Genomic DNA, 21,467 nt, shown 5'->3' with positions numbered 1-21,467 from the left:
GGGACCCCTCCTGACCGGGTCAGATCACGTCGGCGAAGCCACGCTCGAGCTTCTGGAAGATCAGCGCGCCACCCGTGAAGGCGAGCCCCGACACCACGACCAGGGCGACGACCTGCCACGCCTCGGGGGGCGCCTGCCCGAGCAGCGACCAGCGGAAGCCCTCGAGCAGCCACGTGAGCGGGTTGATGTTGAAGATCCACAGCAGGTTCGCCGGGACGGCCTCCAACGAGTACGCGACGGGGGTCGCGTACATGAGGATCTGGATGAACCAGGGCAGCGCGTACCCGACGTCGCGGTACTTGACCATGACGGCCGAGCTCGCGACGCCGATCGCGGCACCGAGCAGCACGGCCAGGAGCGTCCAGAACGGCAGGAGCAGGATGGGCCAGCCGGGGTTGATCCCGTAGACGAACAGCAGGATCACGAACAGCCCGAACGCGACGGCGTAGTCGACCAGCACCGCGAGGATCGTCGAGAGCGGCACGAGCATGCGCGGGAAGAAGACCTTCGACACGAGCGACTGGTTCGCCACGAGCGAGGACGACGAACGGCTCGCGACGCCGCTGAACACGTTCCACGCGAGCTGGCCCGCGAAGGCGAAGATGAAGTACGGGACGCCGTTGCTGGGCAGGTCCGCGACCTGACCGAACACGATCGCGAAGATCCCTGCCGCGGCGAGCGGCTGCAGCACGACCCAGGCGACACCGATCACGGTCTGCCGGTAGCGCAGCAGGACGTCGCGTCGACCGAAGCTGACGAGGACCTCGCGGGCCTCCCACAGCTCCTTGACCGACGGCAGGTCCCACCGCCCGGGCGGGGTGATCACGGTCTTGCTCATCGTCACCACCTCTCGTACTGGAAGTCGGCCAGGACCATGCCGTGGGTCAGGGCCTCGTCGGACGTGACCTCGGGGTATGGCGGGTTGGGCAGGACCTCGAAGGCCCCGGCCCCCTCCCAGGCGTCGAGGATGCCGGTCTTGCAGACGTACAGGTCGTACGTGTACTTGCCCGGCTTGAGCCACAGGTCCTTGATGGTCAGCGCGCCGCGCTGCGGGACGGTCGGGTCGAGCCACAGACCGACGAGGCGCGAGTCGCACTGGACGACGATGTTGCCGTTCATGTCGTTGACGTGGCACGAGACGAAGTAGCTGCCGACGAGGTCCGGGTTGGCGTTGACGGCGAACTCGATGACCTTGTCCTCGGTGGGCTCCATGGTCTCCTCGGCGATCGTCGCCTCGGTGAAGCGGAGCTCGCCGGTGCCGGCCCGCCTGGACGCGTCCTGCTGGGCGACGTGGAAGCTCGTGAAGCTGTTGCGGTACTCGGCGAGCGCGTCCTCGACGTTGCCCGCGTAGGTGAGCCTGCCCTGGTCGAGGTAGATCGCACGGGTGCACAGCGCGGAAACGGTCTGTGCCTGGTGGCTCACGTACAGCACCGTGCGACCGTCGCGCGCGACGTCACGCATCTTGGCGAGCGACTTGGCCTGGAACTCGGCGTCACCGACCGCGAGGACCTCGTCGATCGCGAGGATCTCGGTCTCGAGGTGCGCGGCCACGGCGAACGCGAGGCGCACGTACATGCCCGACGAGTAGCGCTTGACCGGGGTCTCGAGGAACTTCTCGACCCCCGAGAAGTCCACGATCTCGTCGAACCGGCGCTGGATCTCCTTGCGGCGCATGCCCAGGAGCGTGCCGTTGAGGTAGACGTTCTCGCGTCCCGTGAGCTCGGGGTGGAAGCCGGTGCCGACCTCGAGCAGGCTGCCCACGCGGCCGCCCAGCTCGATGCGGCCCGCCGACGGCGCGGTGATCCGGGTCAGGAGCTTGAGGAGCGTGCTCTTGCCCGCACCGTTGCGACCGATGATGCCCAGCGCCTCGCCCCACGGGACCTCGAAGTCGACGTCCTTGAGCGCCTCGAAGTCCTCGTACTCGGGCTTGTGGAGCGGGTGCTTGACCCGGTTGATCATCGCCTCGGCGGCGGTCGTCGGCCGGAAGCCGCTCTTCGCGATGCGGTAGGACTTGCCAAGGCCCTTCACGGCAACAGCGGGATCCGCCACGGTGTCCCCTTCGGCATGGTGTCCGCGCGACTGCGGATCGTGTGGTGGTCGGTGGAGTCTCGACCGGTGAGAACCGGGCCTCCAGCGACACGGGCACACTATCAGCGGGCGGGCGCCGTATCAGGGCCTGGAGCGGGTGGAATTCTCGGACAGCCAGTCGGCGATCGGCGCGGTCGTGCGTTCCCACGGCAGCTCGTCCATCGCCCAGCGGTAGGTCCGTCGACCCTCGTCCTCGGCGAGCGCCGCATCGGGACCCAGCCGCTCGACGAGCCACTCGACCCACTCGTCGGCGTCGTTGGTGACCCGGGCGGGCGAGCCCGGGTGGGCGCTGGCCCCGTCGGTCGTGGCGATGACCGGGCACCCGGTCGCGAGCGCCTCGCCGAACTTGACCGGGGCGCCGACCCCGGCGCGCACCGGCACGCCGACCACGCGCGAGACCGCCGTGAGGTCGGAGAGCGCTGGGACGCGCCCGAGCCCGCGGAAGCCCTCGATGTCGGTGAACCGCGCGGGGGTGCCGCTCCCCGCGACGTGCCACTCGGCGTCGGGCACGGCGTCGCGCACGCGGGGCCACACGTCCTTGGCGAACCACGCGATCCCGGCGGTGTTGGGGGTCCAGGACCAGTTGCCGAACATGCCGACGACGGGCGGCGGGGCGGCGGCGGGGGGCGGAGGCCACTCGGACTCGTCGATCCCGTGCGGGGCGACGATCCGTTGCGCCGACCCCCCGTCCGGCAGGCGGTCGAGCTCGGCGGGCGAGCAGACCGAGACGGCCGAGGCGTCGCGCAGGACGCGGTCCTCGATCCGGCGGAACGTGGCGGCCTCACGCGTCCTGCCGTACCGGGACAGCCAGGGGCTCATGACGTTGTGGACGTCGACCAGGACGGGGACACCGAGCCGGCGCCCTGCTCCGCGCAGCAGCGCCCAGGACTCGAGGTGGGCCACGATCACGTGGTCGTACCGGCCCGAGCGGGCGCGACGGCGGGCCAGGAAGTAGCGGGTCGGGTGGGGGAGTCGCTTGTGGAGGAAGGGCGCGAAGCGCTCGACGGTCGCGATCTCCCGCAGGTTCGTGTCGTCCTGGTCCCCGGCGAGCGTCATGACGTGGACCGACCATCCCGCGCGGACCAGGGCACGGATCTGGAAGTACTGGCGTCGTTGGCCGCCCTGACCGTCACGGTCGGGGGTCTCGTTGCTGAGCCACAGGACCGAGCCCCGGGCACGGGCGGCGTCGGGCGGGTCCGTGTCCATGCGGTCAGCGTAGGGGATGGCCCCCTGCCCGGACGGCCCCGCCGTGAGGGTGAAATCCTCGGCCGGTCGCCCCACCCGGCGGGGGTGCCGGACGTACGATCGACCCTTGGCCCACCCTTCCGGGCCCGACGGGAGCACCGACGTGACCGACCCGCCAGCGCCGAGCGAGCGCCCCACGCCCTGGTACCGACGACGCCGGGCCTGGGTGGTCGGTGTCGCGGGGACGGTCGTGGTCGCCACGGCGGCGGTGCTCGTCGTCCGTGCGGTCGGCGACGGAGCGGCCGCCGACCCCGGGGCGTCCGGTCCGCCCATGCCCACGGTCGTCAGCGCGAGCGAGCCGGGCGCTGCGCCGGTGTGCGGGTTCCCGGTCGTCGACAAGATCACGCACGACGGCGTCGACCCGGCGGACCTCGGCGGGAGGCGGGACGTCGTCGACGACGTCGCGACCCTGGACGACGGCACGGTGCTCTCGATGCGGGTCCAGGACGACATCGCGTACGTCCTGGAGTGGGACCGGTCGAGCGCCTACCGCGTGACCCGCTACGACGTCGTGACGGGCGAGGCGAAGGGCACGACGGACTTCGAGCTGCAGCTCGACGAGGGCAACGAGGCGTTCAGCCCCGAGCAGTTCGAGGTCGACGCGGACGGCGGCATCTACTTCCTCGACACGCTCATGCAGCGCCGGGACCTGGTCCGGTTCGAGCCCGACGGCACCCGGTCCTGGACGACGCACCTGCCCGAGGGCGACCAGACCGAGGGCGGGGTCCTCGACCTGTACGGCATGGCGATGTGGGACGACCTCGACGGGCGGCCCGTGATCGGGGTGCACGAGACCGAGCGCACCATGCACCTCGTGGGGACGGACGGGAAGATCCTCGGCACGCGGGACGACTTCCCGGGCCAGGTGCTGGGGCAGCTCCCGGACGGCGGGCTCGTGCTCGAGTCGTCGGGGAAGTCGGACGCGGGGGCCACGGACGACCTGACGGTCCTCGACCAGGACGGGGCCGAGGAGCTGCACCTCGGAGCCACGGCCAACGGCAGGTGGGCGTTCGCCAAGCCCTCGCAGCACTGGCTCGACTCCGTGGTCGGCGTCGCACCGGCCCCCGACGGCGACGGGCTCGTGGTGATCGAGGATGGGCTCGGGTTCGAGCACTTCGGTGCCGACGGCGTCCGCCGCGGCGTGTGGCCCGACGCGCGCGCCGACCTCGACGCGGACTTCACGCTCCTCGACGGCTCGCCCCTCGTGCTCGACGACGGCACGTACTACGCCCTCACGACGAGCGAGGGCGCCGTGGCGCTCACCGCCGTCACGGCCGACCGCATGGCGTACCAGCTCGGAGCACCCGTGAAGTACAACGCGATCAACGACGGCTTCCTCTCGGTCATGGGCGTGGGGGCCGGCCTCGTGACCGACGAGGTCTACAACTACTTCCCGCCGGGCGAGGAGCCCGCGGTCAGGCTGAGCCTCGACGACTCGTGGGGACGCTGGGCCGACCGGTACGAGCTGCGCTTCCAGGTGCGGGGCGACCCGCGGGTGTTCGACCCCGTCGTGGGCGACGAGCAGGTCGTGGACATCCCGGCGGACGGCGGGGACGTGCCCGTGACGCTGCCTGCCACGCGGCCCGGTGTCTACGAGGTCGACGCCGCGCTGGTCGACCGGGAGAGCGGCGACCCGGTCTCGGGGACGTGCCTGCGGTACACGGTGGGGGCGCCCGGCGCGCCGCTCGACCTCGCCGGTCTGGCTGACGGCGCCGACTGGGGCGGGGCGTCCGTCCTGCGCGGGGTGCAGCTCGCCGACCAGCTCGGCGTGGGCAGCTTCCGCTGGCAGCTCGACTTCGGTGCGATCGTGCCCGACCCGTCCGGCACCCCGAGCGCCGACGGGCTCGTCTGGGACTCGCTCCCGAGCGCCGGCATGCCCGAGCCCGAGGACGGGGTCGAGACCGACCCGTTCGCCGAGCTCGAGGCCGCCGCGGCGCTCGCGGAGACGAGCGGCGTCACGCTGACCCTCCAGCTCGGGTCCGGCGGTGAGGCCGAGCGGGCCGCGGTTGACGCGGGCACCTGGGAGGGCTGGTCGCGCGAGATCGTCGCGGCGGTCTCGGCGAAGGCGCCGGGCATCGTCGCCTGGCAGCCGTGGAACGAGCCCAACAACACGGGCTTCGACGACGGCGCGCAGTACGAGAAGCAGATCGGTGCGCCGTTCGCGGCCGGGGCGCGCGCCGCGTTCCCGGGCGTCCGGATCGTCGGCGGGAACACCCTGGGCATCGTGCCCGACTGGTGGGCGGCGCTCGTCGAGGCCGGGGGGTGCGCCTCGATGGACGTGGTCGGGATCCACCCGTACACGGGTCTCAACCGCTCGTGGGAGGAGCAGGGCTTCTCCCAGCCGGGCGACGAGCTCGACGCGCTGCGTGAGGCCCTCGCCCCGTGCGGTGCCAAGCCCGTCTGGGACACCGAGTCCGGCTGGTGGTCCGACGGCGTCGCGAACTTCTGGGCGGGCGGCTCCGACGTCGCGCGCAAGCTCCTCTGGTACGGGGCCGAGGGGATCGACGAGTGGACGTACTTCTTCTCCGAGGGCGGCTTCGGGGAGTCGGGCAACTCGTGGTCGCTCGTCCAGTACGGCAGCTACGTCAAGCCGTCCGGTGCGGCGTTCGCCGCGACCTCGGCCCTGCTCGCGCCCTACGAGGCACCGACGTTCGTCGACACGGGGGCACCGGGGACGTTCGCGGCCTCGGCCGAGGGCCCGGCGGGCGAGCAGCTGCTCGCGGTCTGGGGCGACGACCTCTCGACCACGCTGCGCGTCACGGCCGACGGCGGACCCGGCACGCTGCGGATGGTCGACCAGTACGGGGCCGAGACGAGCATCGACGTCGGCCCGGACGGCGCCGACCTCCCGGTCACGGGTGCGCCGGTCTTCCTCGTCGGTGCGCCGGGCCAGACACTCGCCGTCGAGGCGGCCCAGCACTTCGGCCCGGATCTCCTGGCCGGGCGCCCCGTCACCGCTACCTCGACCCACGAGGAGGCCGACACCCAGGTCGTGACGTCCGGGACGTTCGACGTGCGCGACCCGTGGCGCTCCGGTCGTCTCGCAGACGACGTCGTCGACGAGAACCCCTCGGTGACCGTGACGACCGACGGGCCGCAGACGATCGACCGCATCGGTGTCGCGACGGCCGGGATCCGGTGCTGCAGCATGGGGCTGCGGGACTACACGGTCTCGGTCCAGCTGCCCGACGGCACGTGGCAGGACGTCGTCCAGCAGAAGGACCAGTTCTCCGACCGGGTCGCCGTGTTCGACATCGACCCGGTCGAGGTCACCGCGGTGCGCGTCTCGGTGCCCATGACGACCGAGCGGGGCGTCCCCGTGCTCGCGGCGAACTACTCGGGCGTGGTGGGCGGGCTGCACCCGTCCTTCCTGCCGCTGACCACCGAGAGCGCGTACGTCGCGACCGTGAGCGCGCTCCAGGCCTGGGGGCCCGGGGCCTGACCCGCGTCAGCGCGCGGCCACGCTCCGCCACACGGCCGCGTGCTGCGCCGCGCTGCGCTCCCACGTGAAGTCGGCCGAGCGGACCCGGCCGCGCTCGACCATGGCCGCGACCTCCGGGTCGTCCGAGAGCGCGAACAGGGTCGCCTGGGCGATCTCGTCGGGCGTCGGGTCGACGAGCAGCCCCCCGTCGCCCACGACCTCGGGCAGCGAGCTCGTGCGCGCCGCGACCACGGGCACCCCCGCGGCCATCCCTTCGAGCGCGGGCAGGCCGAAGCCCTCGTAGTGCGAGGGGACCACGACGACGGCCGCACCCGCGACGAGACCGGGCATGACGTCGTCGGGCAGGCGGCCCACGAGGCGCGTGCCCGCGAGCGCACCGAACAGCGCGTCGCGCCGCGCGTTGCGCGGCCCGCTCATGACGAGCGTGAGGTCCGGGCGTGCGCTGTGGATCAGCGGCCACGCCGCGGCGAGGCTCTCGAGGTTCTTGCGGCGCGACGCGCCGCCCGCGTGCAGCACGTACGGGCCCGTGACGCCCAGCGCGTCGAGGGCCGCGACGTCGAGCGGCGCGGTGCGGAAGTAGCGTTCGTCGACCCCGTTGTAGGCGACGTGCGGGCGCTCGACGCCCAGCAGCTCGGCGATCTCGTCGGCGCTGAACTCGGAGACGGTGACGACGGCCGCCGCGCGGCGGGCCTCCTCGGCGGCCGCTCGCACCGGCCGGGACTCGTCGTCGAACCGCCAGGACACCACGTCCTGGATGGTCACGACGTCGCGCGTCGGGTGCGGGGGCAGCTCGAGCCCCACCCGGTGCACGACGGCGCCGCGCGGGTAGACGACCCGGCCCGCGGCCCGGCGGAGCGCGGGCGAGGCGGAGCCGAGGCGGGAGAGCGGGAGCCGGAGCGTGCCCGGCAGGGGTGAGCGCAGGGAACGGGCGACGGTGCGACGCACGGTCCAGTCCTCGCCCCCTTCGGGTGCCTGCGCCGCGGTGGGTGAAACGGCGCCCGAGGACGATGCGGAGAGGGCTCCGGCCGCCCGTGTGGCGACCTCCTCCTGATAAACTTGCGCGCCCATGGGCACCTCAACCGCGACGGTCGCGATCACCAGCTGCGGCATGCGGGGAGTCCGTTCTCTCGCGGCACGGGAAGTGCCCCACTCTAGCGGCGCGCAGCGCCCCGACCACGGTCTCCAGGGGGCGAAATGAGTCCCCGCACCGCGCTCGTCACCAGCTCCTACGCACCCCGCACGGGCGGCGTCGAGACCCACGTCCAGCACGTCGCGCGCGTGCTCGCCGCGCGCGGGGAGACGGTCGAGGTGTGGGCCGTCGACCAGGGCGAGCACCTCGGGACCCGCGTGCTCGACGGCGTCACGGTCCGCTACCTCCCGACCCCCCAGCCCTCGCGCGGCGCCCGCGGCGTCCTGTCCTTCGCGGTGCGCTGGCCCGCCGCCGCGTGGCGCTGGACCCGCGCGTACCGCTCGCTGCGCCCCGACGTCCTGCACGTGCAGTGCTTCGGCCCCAACGGCGTCTACGCCACGGCCCTGGGGCGCCTGACCCGCACGCCGCTCGTCGTCAGCTCGCACGGCGAGACGTTCGCCGACGACCACGACGCGCTCGGCACGTCCTGGTGGATGCGCACCTGGTTCGGTGCGGCGCTCGCCCGCGCGGACGCCGTGACGGGCTGCTCCACGATCGTCACCGAGGACCTGGCCGAGCGCTTCGGGTACCCGGGGGCCGTCGTCGTGCCCAACGGGGTCGAGCTCCCGGCGCAGGCCACAGGCCCGGCAGGTCCTCCGGCGCCCCGCGTGGACCCGGCCCGACCCGCGGACCCGCCCGACGCCGTCGGGCGTCCCGTGCTGCTCGCGGTCGGCCGCGTCGAGCACGTCAAGGGCTTCGACCTGCTGCTCGAAGCCTTCGCGTCGTCGAGCCTCGCCGACCGGGCCGGGCTCGTGATCGTGGGCGACGGGTCGGAGCTCTCGGAGCTGCGGCGCCGGGCCCGGACGCTCGGCGTCGAGGACCGCGTGTCCTTCCCCGGGATGCTGGGGCCGGACGCCGTCGCCGAGGCGCTCGCGGCGGCCACGGTCGTGGTCGTGCCGAGCCGCAAGGAGGCCGCGTCGATCGTCGTGCTCGAGGCCTGGCGGGCCGGGCGCCCCGTGGTGGGCACCGTGCTCGGAGGGCCCCGCACGCTCCTCACCGACGGCGTCGACGGCCTGCTCGTCGACCCCCGGGACGCCGAGGCGCTCGCGGGGGTGATCGGGTCGCTGCTGGACGCGCCGGACGTCGCGGCTGCGCTCGGGGCCGCGGGGCGTCGCGAGGTCGAGCGCTACACGTGGGAGGCCGTCGTGGACCGGTACGACGACGTCTACGAGCGCGTCCTGAGATCCCGGTCCGCCCGGCGAGCCCGTGCGCCGAGGTAGGACCTGCTGCACGAGGTAGACCCCTGCGGGTACTACCTCGACGCAGGACGTTCTACCTCGTGAGGGGGTCCCGACGCTGCGTGCACGCCAGCACCAGGCACGTGAGCGCCCCCACGAGCGCGAGGGACGCGACGACGTCGCTCGGGCGGTGCGCGTGCTCGAGCAGCGAGGCGACGCACGCGACGAGACTCACGACCACGGCCCACGCCACGAGGGCCCCCGAGCGGCGCGGCCAGAGGAACAGGACCGCGACGCACAGCGCGGCCGTCACCGCGACGTGCCCCGAGGGCAGGGTGTTCTGGGGGTAGGCGAGGTCGGCGAGGTCCGGCCGGTCGAGCGCCCCGTCGCGGAGCCAGCGAGCGAGCGGGATCGTGACCACCACGACGGCCACCGCCCGCACGACCGCTCGCCACCGGCGGGCCCTCAGCGCGAGCACCCCGAGGACCGCGCACACGACCCCGAGCGCCACGGGCAGGGCCGGTCGCAGGACCTGCGCGAACGACCCGAGGAACGGGTTGAGCTGCTGCCACGAGACGAACGCGCCGTTGTCGAGCTGCTGCCCCGCGAGCGTGCGGACGGTCACGACGTACGTCACGGCGAAGATCGCGCCGAGCACGAGCGCCCCCGCGAGCAGGAGCGGGACCCGGGCCGACCGCCCGAGGCGGGTGCCGACGTCGTGCAGCTCGTCCGTGGTCACGGGCAGCCTTCCTGGGAGTACGTCGGGCAGCCCCTGGGGGGCACCTGCGGGCAGCTGCGAGCACTGTCGGACGACGACGGCGCGGCGTGGGGAGTCCGGTCGGGTGAAATCAGTGCTCCCACTGTGGCCCCGACGTCGTTCGGTGTCTACCGTCGTACTGCAGATGCCCCGGGCACCGGTCTCGCGAGGTCCAGGGAAAGCGATCGCCGGACGACAGAAGGTCCTTCATGGCACGGAGCCGTGTGCTGAGCATCATCGACCTGACGGATCAGGAGATCGAGGAGTGGAGGGCGCTCGCAGCCCGCTCCGCCGAGCCCAACCCGTACTTCGAGCCCGAGATGCTGGTGCCCGCGGTGCGCGAGCTCAGCGGCGGCTCGGAGCTGCGGCTGCTGGTCGTCGACGACCCGGGCGGGACCGCGCCCGGAGAGGCGGAGCCCGGCGGGTGGTGGGCCGCGCTCCCGTTCGAGATGGTCCCTGGCGACAAGCGCTGGCCGTGGCGGCACGCCTCGACCGGGTCGGACTTCCTGGCGCTGTACTGCCCGCTGGGCACGCCGCTCGTCGACGGTGAGCGCGTCGACGAGGCCGTCGAGGCGCTGGTCGACGCGTTCCACGAACGACGTCGTGAGCTCGGGCAGGCGATCGACCTGCACCTGCTGTCCCGTGACGGCCGGGTCGGCCGGCGGCTCGGAGAGGTGTGCCGGGAGCGCGGCATCCCGGTGCACACGTGGGGCGGCGACCCTCGGGGTGCGGTCCGGTTCGACGAGGGGGAGCCCGGGAGCTGGGCCGAGCGGATGCCTCGCGGGAAGTCGCTCGCGCGCGGTCGCCGGCGCCTCGAGCGGGCGGTGGGCGAGACCCTGGTCCTCGAGGACAGGGGCGACGACCCGGAGATCGCGAAGGCGTTCCTCGACTTCGAGCAGCAGGGGTGGAAGGGCGACGCGGCGCGCGGCGGCATGGGGTTCCGGAGCCGCCGTGGCGGGCAGGAGTGGTTCACGCAGATGCTCGCGGGCTTCGCCGAGACGGGGCGCGCTCACGTGTTCGCGCTCGTGGCCGGTGGGGTCCTGCTGCACATGGCGGTCATCGTGTGCACGGGGTCCACGGCGTTCGGCTACTTCGACGTGTACAGCGAGGAGTGGGCGCGCTACGGGCCGGGCGCGATCGGGCGCATGATGGCGTTGTCGTGGCTCGACGAGAACTCCGACGTCGAGGTGTTCGACAGCTCGATGAACCCCTCGCTCTACAAGGACGCGACGGACCTGTTCCCCGACCGGCTCACGATGGTCTCGTCGACCGTCGTGACGGGGACGCTCGCGGCGCGGCTGACCATGCGGGTCATGCGCGGCGTCGCACGCGTGGCGCGGCGCTTCCGGTGACGACGCGTGCGGAGGTCACGGGCCGGGCCCGGGCGGCGGGGGGCGTCACGAGCAGGATCGTGCGCGTGGCCGACCTGGGCGGCGAGGACCTCGCTGCCTGGCAGCGCCTCGCGGACTCCTCGCTCGAACCCAACCTGTACTTCGAGCCCGCCGTCCTGGGGGCGGCAGCACGCGGCATGGGAGGCGGACGCGCGGTCATGGCGATCGTCGTGGCCGACGGCTCGGGCTGGCTCGCGTTCCTGCCGTTCGAGACGGTGGGCCGGAACCGCCTGTGGCCCGCGCGGCACGCGAGCCTCGACGGGCCGTTCGTCGAGCGCTTCGCGGCGCTGCGCGCGCCGCTCGTGGACGCGGCCCGCCCGCGGCTCGCGGTCGAGTCGCTGGTCGCGGCCCTCCGTGCCCGACGGCGAGCGCTCGGCCAGGCGGTCGACCTGCCGTTGCTGAGGTCGTCGGGGGAGACGACGACGCTGCTGCTGGAGGCCTTCGCCCGCGCGGGCATGCCGGTGCGCGAGTGGGACCGCATCTCGCGCGGGGCGTTCGTGCCGGGTCGGGTGCCGGGGCCGGCGTCGACGTCGGCGCCGGCGCCGGGGCAAGGGGCGGGCCAGGAGGCGGGCGACGTGCTCGGTCCGCAGCTGTCCGCCTCGCGGCGCAAGAACCTGCGCCGCGGGCGGCGACACCTCGTCGAAGAGCTCGGGCACGAGCTGCGGATCGTCGACGCGACGGACGAGCCGGACGTCGTCGAGCAGTTCCTCGACCTGGAGGCCGCGGGCTGGAAGGGCGACCGGGCCAAGGGAGGCGAGGCCCGGCGGGTGGTGCCCGGTGCGGCGGAGTGGTTCGCGGGGCTGATCGAGTCGTACCGCGAGCGCGGCGAGGCCCACGTGCTGCGGGTCGGCCCGGCGGCGGAGCCGGTGTACCTCGCGGTGCGCGTCCGGCGCGACGGCGTGGTGTTCTCGATCTCCGACGCCTACGACCCGGCGCGGTCGGCTCACTCGCCCGGGGCGTGGGGGCGGCTGCTCGGGATGCGCCTGCTCGCCGAGATGCCCGGGACGGTGCTGGTCGACAGCTGCATCGACCCGCGCCGGTACCCGGACGAGACGATGCTCTACCCCGACCGCGTGGACCTCGTCTCGGTCACGTGCGCCGTGGGGAGCTGGCCGTCGCGGGTGCTGCTGTCGGCGATCGTGGCGGCGGGGCGCGTGCGCAGGCGGGTGCGGGAGGGGCGGGGCTGAGGCAAGAGAGCGTGGCGGGTCATCGTCGTGGTGCAGCCAGCTTGTGCCGAATTGCGACGGGATCACGCAGCGGAGCAGGATCCGTAGGGGCTCGTCAGGGCGGAGAAGGCATGCAGAGGGTCTTGGTGAGGGAGTGATGGGGTCACAGCTGCTCAGTCGCGCGGCGGCGCGAACTGCGGTCATGCGTCGCCTCGACGGTCAGTTCAAGGCACTCGGGATGAAGAGGTTGAGCGGCGCGCCTTCGGGTTGGGTGAGGTCGAACGACCAGGGCAGGGGTGCCGCCGTGTGGCTGAGATTTGAGACCGTTGGTCGGATGTTCTCGTTGATCGATGGTGGCGAGATGAGAAAGATGGCCTGCGTCGGTGCCGAGGGGGGCTACGGGCCGGTGGGATGGGAGATGTACAACATCGCGACGACCGTCTACAAGACTACGATGCTGCTCGATGTTCTCTCCGCGCCTGACCGCGAGCTGATGCGGGAGAGTGCGGCTCGTGTCGTCCTGCCGCTGGCGAACCGTTCAGAGGATCCGTACCTCGACGACTCCAGGTATCTGGAGTGGCGACTGACGAACCGTGACGCCTTCTTTCCGCTTCCCGACCTCGACCACGTGGATCAGTGGTGCGAGATGGCCGCGCCCGGGCTGCTCGACATCGCTCGGGAGCAGATCTCCAGGATCTAGCACTGTCGATCGGGTTGGCACGCCACGCTGCGCTTCCTGCGTAGCAGGGCTTCTGCTTCACGACCGGCACGGGCACCCACCAACCACCGCGCCCCCTGTCACCCCCTCAGCGCAACCTGGTGCTCGCCACCTTTTGCCCGGACCGTCTTCCCCTCGGTCCGGGCCGCTCGTGCAGTTCCGGTGCGCTTGCGTCTCGCTGCGGTCGCCTCCAACGACGTCCACACCTGCCCGGGTCTGCACCCGTGGACGCCCATGCCAGCCGGCCATGACCGGCGTCGATGAGGTCGCCGGAGCCCGTCCGGGACGCACCACCCGGCCCGTAGGCGAACGAGTACGGTTCCTCACCCGGTGCCGTGACCGTCGTCAGGCGACCGGCGACGTCGTAGGCGTACCTGGTGATCAGCGCCGGGGCGCCCGCCGCTTCGATGCGCGGGTCGCGTGCCTCGACGAGCTGCCCCTTCGCGTGATCTTCGGCCCGCAGGACGTCCCGGCCGTCACGACCGCGACGGAGACCGTGCCGGGCAAGGACGGGTAGAAGCCCGCGACGGTGCACTACCTGAACTCCTCAGGGCGCGAGGTCAACACGGCGAGCCCTGCGGGCAAGGACGCGCCGGTCGAGGGCTTCATCGACACGGCCGAGTACGACCGCTTCGGCAACACCGTGCGCACGCTCGACGCGACCAACCGCCTCCTGGCGCTGCGCAAGCTCCCGAACGCGGCGACGATGCTCACGGACTGGGGTCTGGACAACAAGACGGGACCGGAGGTGTCGGTCCTGCTGGACTCCCGCTCGACCTACAGCCCTGACGGGCTCGACGTCCTCACCGAGACGGGACCGGTCCAGCGGCTCGCGGTCGCGAACGATCCGAACGACGTGCGTCTGCTGCGCCCCCGCACCGTCAACGTCTACGACGGGGGTAACCCGGAAGGTGCTGCCGCGCACCTGCTCACCAGGAGCACGAGTGCGGGCATCGACCCGTTCGCCGCTGGGGCCGATCCGCTTGCCGATCTGCTGATCGACCCGATCGTGACCACGAACGAGTACACGCCGGTCGACGGCAAGCCTGCGCTGGACCCGACGTCGGGGTGGGTGCACAAGCAGGCCACCAGGATCACGGTCGACGCCGGACAACCCACGGCCCTGTCCTCGGTCGTCCTCTACGACGCTCGTGGACGCGCGGTCGAGTCCCGCAAGCCCGGCTCGACGGGCAACGACGCGGCGACGGTGAAGTCGGTCTTCTACTCTGCAGGCACCGAGGCTTCGGATGCTCGCTGCCAGAACAAGCCCGAGTGGGCGGGGCAACCGTGCCTGACGTTCGCCGGGGGAGCGGTCATCGGGCACGACCCGGCCCGGATGAGCAGCGACCTGACGGTCAAGCGCACCGAGGCGTACAACGCCTTCGGCTCCCCGACGGTGATCAGCGAGAGTGTGGGTACCGGCGCGAGCCTGGTCACGCGGACCACGACCACGACCTACGACGCGGCTGACCGTGTCACGGGCGTGCAGATCGCGGGCAGCTCCGCGGCTGCGGGTGCTTCCATCGCGAAGACCACGACGACGTACGACGGTCCGACGGGCGACATCGTCAAGAACGCCTCGGTCAACGCCTCGGGGGCTGAGACCGCGAGCGTGGTCAAGGAGTACGACCGTCTTGGTCGCCTCATCAAGTACACCGATGCGAACGGAGGCTGGACGAAGTCCGAGTACGACCGGTACGGGCAACCGACGAAGGTCACCGACTCGATCGGCACCACACGGTCCTACGAGTACGACCGGGCCGCTGACCCGCGCGGGTACGTCACCAAGCTCGCCGACTCCGTCGCGGGAACGATCATCCCGACGTGGGGAGCCGACGGTCAGCTCGAGTCCCAGACCCTGCCCGGTGGGGTCACCCTCACGATGACCTACGACACCGCCCGCGTCCCGGTCGCCCGCAGCTACACGCGGACCAGCGACGGAACGGTGATCGCAGCGGACTCAGTGGTCGAGAACCACCGTGGCCAGTGGATCCGGCACACCACCCCTGCCAACGTGCGCGACTACTCGTATGACCGCCTCGGGCGTCTGACCTCGGTCAACGACACGTCCGGTGCGACCAACCAGTGCACGACCCGCACCTATGGGTTCGACAACCACACCAACCGCACGTCGTTCACGACGGCGACTGGAGCGGCGGCGGGCTCGTGCCCGGGCATTACCGGGGCGACGACGGTCACCTCGACCTATGACACCGCCGACCGCCTCGTCTCCACGACAGAGCCTGGCGGGAACACGTGGGCGTACGACCAGCTCGGACGCATCACCTCGATGCCGACCGAGAACGGCACCAAGACCGCCACGACGTCCTACTTCGTCAACGACCTCGTCGCGACGCAGGAAGTGCCCGGGACCAAGCGCACCCAGTGGGGCCTGGACCCCCTGATGCGCTTCGACACTCAGGACACGTTCGAGTGGGTCAACAACGCCTGGGCCAACTCCATCGAGACCGTCAATCACTACGACGGTGACGGCGACGAGCCCTCGTGGATCGTCAACGACGCGACCCTGCCTCACAATCTCACCCGATACGTCGAGGGCATGGACGGTGCGCTGGCCGTCCAGACAGGCAAGACAGGGGAGCGCGTCCTCCAGCTCGTGGACCTCCACGGCGACATCACTGCCACCCTGCCCATCGCTGACGGTGCCACCACGGCAACGTTCACCGAGCTGCGGTTCACGTCCTTCGACGAGTTCGGCATCCCCCAGCCCATGACCAGCGGGGCGACGAGCAACGCCCCACCAGCCCGCTACGGATGGCTCGGCGCCGCACAACGCAACGCCGACACCCCCGCCGGCGTCATCCTCATGGGCGTCCGCCTCTACCACCCCGCCACCGGCCGATTCCTGTCCCTCGACCCCGTCGCGGGCGGTTCCGCCAACAACTACGACTACTGCAACGCCGACCCCGTCAACTGCACCGACCTCGGCGGGACCTTCACCTGAAAGGGCCTCGTCAAGGGCATCGCGAAGGTCGGCGAAGTCGCGTCCTGGATTCCCGGCCCGATCGGTGCGGCCGCTGGTGGCATCTCAGCCGTCGCCTACGCCGCGTCGGGTAACAGGGGCAAAGCTCTCGAGATGGCCGTCAGCGCGGCGGCGCAGATGGTGGGCGCCGGTGCGGGAGTGCGTGCAGGATTCAAGGTTGCCTCTGTCGCGGCTAAGGCGGGCAGGAAGGGCGGCCTTGACATTCCGAGCATGAGTGCGGGGCGACGGAGCGCGCCCTTTGTGACGCGAGTGCCCTCCTATAGTTCGATGGGGACGACTGGCTCCCGTAGTCTGGGCTTCAATGCGAAGGGGACGACTGCCCCAGGTGCGCGAGGTATGAGAAAGAGTGGAAGATTCTACTCGTCACGAGATGCGGCAGTGCAGGCCGCGAAGGCCTATGCTAAGAAGAATCCACACACCTGCACTTTTAGAAAAGAGTGCAAGTCGGGTGATCATGTGCATGTTGATAAGATGGACAGAAACGGACGAAAGATCCATGTGCGGCACTACTACTGGGAGGTGAACTAGGCATGTGGGTAGACGCAGAGAGGGTCTCGCACACAATTGCGATCGAAGATGGTAGAGACCGGGTTGATGCGGCAGTTCTCAACTGGATCGAAGGGTTGGAAGAGGGTGAAGTCCAGATCCTGGAAGACGGGCTGGATGGTATACAAGACGACGTCTTTGAAGAGATTGAAAACCTCCCTTCGGTTCCCTTTGGGCTAGAAGGGCAAGAGCTTCCGTTCGGCTTTCTCATAGGCGCGGGTCTTGATGAGGTCTCGATTCCAAATCTGCTAATCTGCATTGGGAATGTGGATCTGATTTGGCGGCTAGACGTGATAGAACTCGTGGCGGATCTCATTGGGGAGGGGCCTGGGATTCGTTGACTCCAGCTCTAGTCCTCCCTCGAGCATGAGTATTGCCCTCCTTGATGAACTCGTGCCACAAAGCGCTAATGCTAGATTCGACCTCTGCGGCGACCGTTATGGTATGAGGGTTGGGGGCAATGCTGTGACCTGGTTTCGTGGTCGGAGTGTCTCCAAGTGTGTGAATGGTGATGGTGGTGAAATTGTTTTCTATCATGCGCTCTTGGTGTCGGGCCTTGCTTCGAGTGTGATCGGAGGAAAGAAGGGGTATTCGCGTCCGCAGGGGCCGATCATCCATGGCGTGAGGCGATTTTCCTGATCTGTTGCGAGGGCATTCTTGCACCTGGTTCTCCCGGTGCTATTGGCGAATGCGTCTCCTCAACAATTGGCGAGGAGATTCTTTGGTGCATGTTCTGCTACGGGATTCGGGGACACGGAGCGGTCGTTGGCGGAACGAACTTTTCGCGAGCCCGGGAGGTGGGCTGAAACGAGCGGTCGCGCCGTCGCGCCCCTTGTCACCCCTTCGGCGTAACCTGGTGCTCGCACCCTCAGCCCGGACCGTCTTGACCTCGGTCCGGGCCGCTCGTGCTGTTCCGGCGCGCCCGTGCCTCGCTGCGGGGTCGCGTCGAACGACGTCCACACCTGCCCGGGCCTGCGCCCGTGGACGCCCGCCTGCCGATCGGTGACTCGAAGGAACTCATGAACCTCACCGGAATCCTGCCCGCCCTCCTGGCCGACCCGACCGCGCGCGCGGTCGTCGAGCACGTGCGCCTGCGGGGCGCGGTCGACGTCGTCGGGCCGGTGGGCGTGCGTCCGCCGTTGCTGGCCGCGATGGCGGGGGCGACCGCGACCGGAGCCGCCACCGGGGCCGAGAAGGGCGCCCCGGCCCAGGGCTCCCGCCCCCTCGTCGTGGTGACCGCGACGGGTCGTGAGGCCGACGAGCTCGCCGCGAGCGTGCGCGCCTACCTGCCCGACGAGCTGGGTGACCTGGTCGCGGTCCTGCCCGCGTGGGAGACGCTGCCGCACGAGCGTCTGTCGCCGCGCAGCGACACGGTCGCCAAGCGTCTCGCGGTGTTCCGGCGCCTCGCGCACCCGACCAGCGAGGTCAGCCAGTCCGGTCCTGTGCGCGTACTGGTCATGCCGGTGCGCGCGCTGCTCCAGCCGGTGGTCGAGGGTCTGGGCGACCTCGAGCCGGTCGAGCTGAGCACGGGCGAGACGGCCGACCTCACGGACGTCGCCGAGCGCCTGAGCGCTGCCGCCTACCAGCGCGTGGACATGGTCGAGCGCCGCGGCGAGTTCGCGGTGCGCGGCGGCATCCTCGACGTGTTCCCGCCGACTGAGGACCACCCGCTGCGCGTCGAGTTCTGGGGCGACGAGGTCACCGAGATCCGCTGGTTCGCGGTCGCGGACCAGCGCAGCCTGGAGATCGCGGACCACGGCGTGTGGGCGCCGCCGTGCCGCGAGATCCTCCTGACGGACGCCGTCCGCGCCCGCGCGGCGGAGCTGATCGAGACGCTGCCCGGCGCGACCGACATGCTCGACAAGCTCGCGGCCGGCATCGCCGTCGAGGGCATGGAGTCCCTCGCGCCGGTCCTCGTGGACCGCATGCTGCCCGTCCTGGAGCTCGTCCCCGACGACGCCCTGCTGATCATCAACGACCCCGAGCGCGTGCGCCGCCGCGCGCACGACCTCGTCGCGACGACCGAGGAGTTCCTCGCGGCGGCCTGGACCGGCGCCGCCGCGGGTGGCTCGACCCCGATCAACCTGTCGGCCGCGTCGTTCGAGACGTTCGCCGACGTCCACGACGTCGCCGAGCGTCGCGGCCTCGGGTGGTGGACGCTCAGCCCGTTCGGCCTCGACGAGGGCGCCACCCCCGACGGCGAGGCCCACCCGGGCGAGGCGCTCCCGGGAGGCGAGGGCCCGACGTCGGGCATGGGCACGGACGGCGTGACCACCTTCACCGTGCCGGCGCGCAACGTCGAGTCCTACCGCGGGGACGTCGAGCGCGCGCTCGACGACCTGCGCTCGCTCCAGCACGCGGGCTGGCGCCTGGTCCTGACGACCGAGGGACACGGCCCCGCACGGCGCATGACCGAGCAGCTCTCCGCGGTCGACACCGCGGCCCGCTCGGTCGCGTCGATCGACACCGAGCCCGAGGGCGGCGTCGTGCTCGTGACGCCCGCGCCCGTGGGGCCGGGCTTCGTCGCACCAGAGCTCAAGCTCGCGGTGTTCAGCGAGTCGGACCTCACGGGACGCCAGGGGTCGAGCACGCGCGACATGCGCAAGATGCCCTCGCGGCGGCGCAACGTCGTCGACCCCCTCGCGCTGCGCGCGGGCGACTACGTGGTGCACGAGCAGCACGGCGTGGGGAAGTTTGTCGAGCTCGTGCAGCGCACGCTCGGCACGGGCGGCAACGCCGCGACGCGCGAGTACCTCGTCATCGAGTACGCGAGCAGCAAGCGCGGCCAGCCGGGTGACCGCCTGTTCGTCCCGTCGGACCAGCTCGACCAGGTCACCAAGTACACGGGCGGCGAGTCGCCGAGCCTGAACAAGATGGGCGGCTCGGACTGGGCCAAGACCAAGAGCCAGGCGCGCAAGCACGTCAAGGAGATCGCGGGCGAGCTCATCCGCCTCTACAGCGCGCGCATGGCCACGCAGGGGCACGCGTTCGGCCCCGACACCCCGTGGCAGCGCGAGCTCGAGGACGCGTTCGCGTACGTCGAGACGCCCGACCAGCTCGTCACGATCGACGAGGTCAAGGCCGACATGGAGAAGGCCGTCCCCATGGACCGGCTCGTGTGCGGCGACGTCGGGTACGGCAAGACCGAGATCGCGGTCCGCGCGGCGTTCAAGGCCGTGCAGGACGGCAAGCAGGTAGCGGTCCTCGTGCCCACGACGCTCCTGGTCCAGCAGCACTTCCAGACGTTCGCGGACCGCTACTCGGCGTTCCCCGTGACGGTCAAGGCGCTCTCGCGCTTCCAGACCGAGGCCGAGTCCAAGGAGACCGTCGAGGGGCTCAAGGACGGCTCGGTCGACGTCGTGATCGGCACGCACCGCATCATCTCCGGGGCCGTCAAGTTCAAGGACCTGGGCCTGGTCATCATCGACGAGGAGCAGCGGTTCGGCGTCGAGCACAAGGAGACGCTCAAGCAGCTCCGCACCAACGTCGACGTGCTCGCGATGAGCGCGACCCCCATCCCGCGCACGCTCGAGATGGCCGTCACGGGCATTCGCGAGATGTCGACGCTCGCGACCCCGCCCGAGGAGCGCCACCCCGTGCTGACGTACGTGGGCGCGTACGAGGAGAAGCAGATCTCGGCGTCGATCCGCCGCGAGCTGCTGCGCGAGGGCCAGGTGTTCTACGTGCACAACAAGGTCGAGACGATCGACCGCACGGCCCAGCGCCTGCGCGAGCTCGTCCCCGAGGCCCGCATCGGCGTCGCGCACGGCAAGATGAGCGAGGCCCAGCTCGACCAGACGATCACGGCGTTCTGGGAGAAGGAGCTCGACGTCCTGGTCTGCACCACGATCATCGAGACCGGCCTCGACATCTCGAACGCCAACACGCTCATCCTGGAGCGCGCCGACATGCTCGGCCTGTCCCAGCTCCACCAGCTCCGTGGCCGCGTGGGCCGTGGGCGCGAGCGCGCGTACGCGTACTTCCTGTACCCGCCCGAGCGCCCGCTGACCGACACCGCGCACGACCGCCTCGCGACCATGGCCGCCAACACCGACCTCGGTGCGGGCATGCAGATCGCCATGAAGGACCTCGAGATCCGCGGCGCGGGCAACCTGCTGGGCGGCGAGCAGTCGGGGCACATCGCGGGCGTCGGGTTCGACCTGTACGTGCGCATGGTCGGGGAGGCCGTGGCGTCGTTCAAGGGCGAGGTCGAGGAGGAAGCCCCCGAGGTCTCGATCGAGCTGCCCGTGGACGCCCACATCCCGCACGACTACATCGCGCACGAGCGACTGCGCCTCGAGGCGTACCGCAAGATCGCGGCGGCCCAGGACGAGCCCGCGCTCGCCGAGGTGCGGGCCGAGCTCGTCGACCGCTACGGCGCGCTGCCCGAGGTCGTCGAGGCCCTGTTCGCCGTCGCGGACTTCCGCAACCACGCGCGCCGCGCAGGGCTCGCGGACGTCACGGCCCAGGGCAAGTTCGTGCGCTTCGCGCCCGTCGACCTCCCGGAGTCCGCCGAGCTGCGCCTCAAGCGCCTCTACCCGGGCACCATGCTGAAGCCCGCGATCCGCGCGTTCCTCGTCCCCTTCCCGACGACGGCGCGCATCGGGGGCCGTCCGCTGCGGGGCATGGAGGTGCTCGCCTGGGCGCGCCAGCTCATCGACGCGGTCATCACGGGCGACGTCAGCGCGGCGGCGAAGGTCGGGACGACCGGCCGCTGACCGATCACCCCCCCTTCACCCGCCG

14 protein-coding genes are annotated in these 21,467 nt (G+C 71.3%); 8 read left to right on the top strand and 6 right to left on the bottom strand.

Translation table 11 applies throughout. The features are described from left to right. Window positions 1-19: 19 nt before the first annotated feature. The 3 genes from ACFVQ3_RS14550 to ACFVQ3_RS14540 form a co-directional block, all read right to left on the bottom strand. Entirely contained in the window at window positions 20-838 is an 819-nt protein-coding gene (locus ACFVQ3_RS14550) for an ABC transporter permease (protein WP_387640314.1), read from the bottom strand. Between the two features lie 2 nt (window positions 839-840). Continuing rightward, window positions 841-2,028 carry a polysaccharide ABC transporter ATP-binding protein gene (locus tag ACFVQ3_RS14545; RefSeq protein WP_387640312.1) on the bottom strand — a complete coding sequence of 396 codons (1,188 nt, stop codon included), beginning with the start codon at window positions 2,026-2,028 and terminating at the stop codon, window positions 841-843. A 141-nt stretch (window positions 2,029-2,169) separates the two neighbouring features. Then, window positions 2,170-3,294 (bottom strand): glycosyltransferase family 4 protein, encoded by a 1,125-nt coding sequence (locus ACFVQ3_RS14540; RefSeq protein WP_387640309.1) that lies wholly within the window; start codon window positions 3,292-3,294, stop codon window positions 2,170-2,172. A gap of 106 nt (window positions 3,295-3,400) precedes the next feature. Between ACFVQ3_RS14540 and ACFVQ3_RS14535 the strand changes: the two genes are divergently transcribed. After that, on the top strand, window positions 3,401-6,775 hold the full coding sequence (locus ACFVQ3_RS14535) for a hypothetical protein (protein WP_387640306.1): 3,375 nt from the start codon (window positions 3,401-3,403) through the stop codon (window positions 6,773-6,775). A 6-nt stretch (window positions 6,776-6,781) separates the two neighbouring features. Here the strand turns inward: ACFVQ3_RS14535 and ACFVQ3_RS14530 are convergent, their stop codons facing one another. Next, window positions 6,782-7,885 carry a glycosyltransferase family 4 protein gene (locus ACFVQ3_RS14530; protein WP_387640303.1) on the bottom strand — a complete coding sequence of 368 codons (1,104 nt, stop codon included), beginning with the start codon at window positions 7,883-7,885 and terminating at the stop codon, window positions 6,782-6,784. An 84-nt stretch (window positions 7,886-7,969) separates the two neighbouring features. On the opposite strand from ACFVQ3_RS14530, the gene ACFVQ3_RS14525 reads away from it, so the two are divergent. Continuing rightward, window positions 7,970-9,184: a glycosyltransferase family 4 protein gene (locus ACFVQ3_RS14525; protein ID WP_387640300.1), complete on the top strand. Its 1,215-nt coding sequence runs from the start codon at window positions 7,970-7,972 to the stop codon at window positions 9,182-9,184. A gap of 52 nt (window positions 9,185-9,236) precedes the next feature. Here the strand turns inward: ACFVQ3_RS14525 and ACFVQ3_RS14520 are convergent, their stop codons facing one another. After that, window positions 9,237-9,881, bottom strand: coding sequence for a phosphatase PAP2 family protein (locus ACFVQ3_RS14520; RefSeq protein WP_387640297.1), 645 nt, complete (start codon window positions 9,879-9,881; stop codon window positions 9,237-9,239). Window positions 9,882-10,108: 227 nt separating this feature from the next. On the opposite strand from ACFVQ3_RS14520, the gene ACFVQ3_RS14515 reads away from it, so the two are divergent. From ACFVQ3_RS14515 to ACFVQ3_RS14505, 3 genes are all read left to right on the top strand, one after another. Beyond that, window positions 10,109-11,251, top strand: a complete 1,143-nt coding sequence (locus ACFVQ3_RS14515; RefSeq protein ID WP_387640294.1) for a GNAT family N-acetyltransferase — start codon at window positions 10,109-10,111, stop codon at window positions 11,249-11,251. Continuing rightward, entirely contained in the window at window positions 11,248-12,477 is a 1,230-nt protein-coding gene (locus ACFVQ3_RS14510) for a GNAT family N-acetyltransferase (RefSeq protein WP_387640292.1), read from the top strand. Before ACFVQ3_RS14515 ends, ACFVQ3_RS14510 begins: the two co-directional genes overlap by 4 nt. A 181-nt stretch (window positions 12,478-12,658) precedes the next feature. Next, window positions 12,659-13,156, top strand: coding sequence for a hypothetical protein (locus ACFVQ3_RS14505; protein WP_387640290.1), 498 nt, complete (start codon window positions 12,659-12,661; stop codon window positions 13,154-13,156). Window positions 13,157-13,262: 106 nt separating this feature from the next. Here the strand turns inward: ACFVQ3_RS14505 and ACFVQ3_RS14500 are convergent, their stop codons facing one another. Beyond that, window positions 13,263-13,709, bottom strand: a complete 447-nt coding sequence (locus tag ACFVQ3_RS14500; protein ID WP_387640288.1) for a hypothetical protein — start codon at window positions 13,707-13,709, stop codon at window positions 13,263-13,265. Between ACFVQ3_RS14500 and ACFVQ3_RS14495 the strand changes: the two genes are divergently transcribed. The 3 genes from ACFVQ3_RS14495 (at window position 13,704) to mfd (ending at window position 21,442) form a co-directional block, all read left to right on the top strand. Then, window positions 13,704-16,139, top strand: a complete 2,436-nt coding sequence (locus tag ACFVQ3_RS14495; protein WP_387640285.1) for an RHS repeat-associated core domain-containing protein — start codon at window positions 13,704-13,706, stop codon at window positions 16,137-16,139. The genes ACFVQ3_RS14500 and ACFVQ3_RS14495 overlap by 6 nt on opposite strands. Window positions 16,140-16,708: 569 nt before the next feature. Next, on the top strand, window positions 16,709-17,065 hold the full coding sequence (locus tag ACFVQ3_RS14490) for a hypothetical protein (protein ID WP_387640283.1): 357 nt from the start codon (window positions 16,709-16,711) through the stop codon (window positions 17,063-17,065). Between the two features lie 678 nt (window positions 17,066-17,743). Beyond that, window positions 17,744-21,442: a transcription-repair coupling factor gene (gene mfd, locus ACFVQ3_RS14485; RefSeq protein ID WP_387640280.1), complete on the top strand. Its 3,699-nt coding sequence runs from the start codon at window positions 17,744-17,746 to the stop codon at window positions 21,440-21,442. Window positions 21,443-21,467 lie beyond the last annotated feature (25 nt).

It is taken from the genome of Oerskovia sp. NPDC057915 (assembly GCF_042887685.1).
Lineage (GTDB): Bacteria > Actinomycetota > Actinomycetes > Actinomycetales > Cellulomonadaceae > Oerskovia.
Note: the sequence above shows the minus strand (reverse complement) of the source record. Positions and strands in the feature narration are given on the sequence as shown.